The sequence below is a fragment of the Phyllobacterium sp. genome (genome assembly GCF_037994405.1).
Classification (GTDB): domain Bacteria; phylum Pseudomonadota; class Alphaproteobacteria; order Rhizobiales; family Rhizobiaceae; genus Phyllobacterium.
In genome coordinates this window covers 1-2,841 of the sequence record NZ_JBBNAN010000460.1, presented here as the reverse complement: position 1 = coordinate 2,841, position 2,841 = coordinate 1, and the positions used below count along the sequence as shown (strand labels likewise).

General features: G+C 57.7%; 1 protein-coding gene and 2 pseudogenes. 2 read left to right on the top strand and 1 reads right to left on the bottom strand.

Annotated elements, in window-relative coordinates; all coding sequences use genetic code 11:
- The first annotated feature begins 548 nt into the window (after positions 1-548).
- Positions 549-1,517 carry a lyase gene (locus AAAC48_RS25535; RefSeq protein WP_340656888.1) on the top strand — a complete coding sequence of 323 codons (969 nt, stop codon included), beginning with the start codon at positions 549-551 and terminating at the stop codon, positions 1,515-1,517.
- A gap of 739 nt (positions 1,518-2,256) precedes the next feature.
- On the opposite strand, the pseudogene AAAC48_RS25530 reads toward AAAC48_RS25535, so the two are convergent.
- A pseudogene (locus tag AAAC48_RS25530) lies at positions 2,257-2,385 on the bottom strand (IS6 family transposase); the annotation flags it as partial.
- Positions 2,386-2,462: 77 nt separating this feature from the next.
- Between AAAC48_RS25530 and AAAC48_RS25525 the strand changes: the two are divergent.
- Positions 2,463-2,841 (top strand): annotated as a pseudogene (locus AAAC48_RS25525) (IS6 family transposase); the annotation flags it as partial.

Below are 2,841 nucleotides of genomic sequence, written 5' to 3'. Positions count from 1 at the left end.
GCATAGGCAATCACGATCAATACCACGATCACGGCTACGCCGTACCAGAGGCGCCTGTCCTTGAGATCCATCATTACCTCCTGTTATCCTGCTAAGTGTTGGCCAATGGGCGAATTCTTTGAGTCTTTGGCCGTCATTTCCCAGATCAGCGACCCATTTGCCCACTGATCGGCACAGAGTAGGCTGGATGAGGGTCCTTGAGAAGCGCGCAGACATTGCCGGGCGGAAGCGACACGCATGACCGAGCCGCTTCCGCCTCAGGCGGGCGGTTTCGTCCCACAATAGGACTGCAATTCGAAAAATTCGCCGGAAGCCGCTCTCCTGGGTAGGAGTTGTGACTGAGCCACCAGGAATTCTTCGGTTCCAATGGGAGAGCATAAGACACTGTGGGGCTGTGCCCGCGCGAGCAGTCTTATCCCCAGCGTATTGCCGACCTGTTCAGAGAACCTCCGCACTAAACCGCCCCACAGAACTTTATGCTCTCCTAATTGGCGCAGCCGGAATAAAGTTGTACCATGTTGGGCAAAGCTGCCGCCTGGAGGTTTTTCATGTACCGCCTCGTCCGCTTCGTCACTCTCGTCGCCGCCAGCCTTATCGCACTTTCGGCTGTCTCCGAGGAACGTCAGGTTTACGACCTCCCGCAGGGTGCGCACCCCCACGACGTCGCGCCCGCGCCTAACGGCGATGTTTGGTATACCGCCCAGCATCAGGGAGCGCTCGGCATCCTTGATCCCGACACGGGTAAGGTTCGCCAGGTCCCGCTTGGCGAAGGCTCCAGGCCGCATGGCATCATCCGGGGTCCGGATGGCGCGGCGTGGATCACCGACGGCGGGCTCAACGCCATTGTGCGTTTCGACCCGAACACCGAGAAGACAACGGTCTGGACGCTTCCTGAGGACACCGGCTACGCCAATCTCAATACCGCGGCCTTCGATGGAAGCGGCATCCTATGGTTCACCGGGCAGAGCGGGATATACGGAAGACTCGATCCCGCGACGGGCGACTTGCGGATTTTGCAGGCTCCCGAGGGCCGCGGTCCCTACGGCATTACCGCAACCCCAAACGGAGACGTCTATTTCGTGTCGCTGGCCGGCAGCTATCTCGCAAGAATCGACCACAAAAGCGGTGAAGCACAGTTGATCGAGCCCCCAACCAGGAACCAGGGTGCGCGCCGCGTCTGGTCGGACAGCCAGGGACGGCTCTGGATTTCGGAATGGAACTCGGGACAGGTGTCGATGTATGATCCGCGTGCGAAGAGCTGGGATGCTTGGCGGGTGCCCGGCGACGATCCACGCGTCTATGCGGTCTATGTGGACGGGCGTGACATTGTCTGGCTCTCCGATTTCGGGGGGAATGCCATCCACGCCTTCGATCCGGAGACAGAGAAGTTCACCACGTATCCGAAGTCGACGGAAGGAGCGAATGTCCGCCAGATAAACGGCCGGGACAGAGAGGTTTGGCTGCCTGAATCGGGTGCTGACCGATTGGTGGTAATCCGCACCGACGCGGCTGGATGAGGCTCGCGATAACGGCGACGGCGTTCGTACTGTCGGCCGCCCCATCCTTGATCGGAATCGAGTTACATTCGTGCACGGGCGAGGGGAACGCGCCGTGTGAACACATTTCCAAGTGTCATCATCCGTCCGTCATGACAGGGACGTTCCGATCGCGAATTCGAGCGCAATGAACGGAGTGGAGATCGAATTTGTGCAGAGTGGAGAGAGTTGTCGAGCGAGCGGACAATAGGCGACGCGCAAAATCTCGTAGCACGGGGCATCGAGTAACGCAAAAAAGGATAATCGATGAGTCGGATAATTACTGCCTTGGTTTTGATGGTACTGTCCGGTTGTACGTCCGCTGGCAAGGTTACCCCGCTGATCCTTTGTGATCGACCCAGTGACAGCAACTCTCGGGTATTCACTAATTGCACGCCAAGGGTTGATGACCGGGTGTGACCGGCCAGTCGAACTAAACAGCCGATGTCGCACCAATGTCGGCCAGAGAAACACGGTCAGGCGTAAGATGGTTGTTGACCGCTGGTATGAAGCTCGCCATCGGTTGCGGGCACCTCCGACTTCTGCGGCGCAACCGCGCCAGAGATATGAAGCGCAATGAGGACAAGAGTTCAATAGCAAATGCGCCCCCGACCGGTAAATCCAATGGCTGCTGCCGAGGCGCTATTCAAGCAAGTTAAACGGCCTGCGGCGATGTCACTTTGTTTGAAGGACGGACGCGCCAAGGCCGGTGCTGACGGTCTCAGACGATCTGGCCACTGACAGCTTTCCACTGAGCCATGGCTTGCAGTCTGTGATTGCTAATTTGGTTGGCAGAAGGTTTTGAGTGATCTGGAACGAAGAGATTGCGGAGGGCGGAGAACAGCGAAACGGGCTCTGTCACATTGTTTTTGGCTTAATAGATTGTTGATAGACGGTTCGGCATGAACCAGCCCATCGCCAATTACAAGAACCACCGTTTCCCGCCAGAAATCATCGCCCGTGCTGTCTGGCTCTATTACCGGTTTCCGCTCAGCCTGCGCCACGTTGAGGAAATGCTACTGGAACGCGGGATCGCTGTATCCTACGAGACCATCCGCCGATGGGGTAGAAAACATGGCCCCAACTATGCCCGACGCATTCTCCGAAAGCCACCTTCCGGGAGTGATGTCTGGTATCTCGACGAGGTTGCAGTTCGGATCAATGGCAGGAGATGCTGGTTGTGGCGGGCTGTCGATCAAGATGGCTATGTTCTTGACGAAATCGTGCAGGTTCGCCGCAATACCAAGGCTGCCAGACGTTTGCTGATGCGGCTGCTCAAGAGGCAGGGCATGGTGCCGAGGCGTAT

What these genes read in the sequence shown, in the direction of transcription:
- AAAC48_RS25535 (WP_340656888.1), top strand. Translation starts at nt 549, where the DNA reads ATGTACCGCCTCGTCCGCTTCGTCACTCTCGTCGCCGCCAGCCTTATC.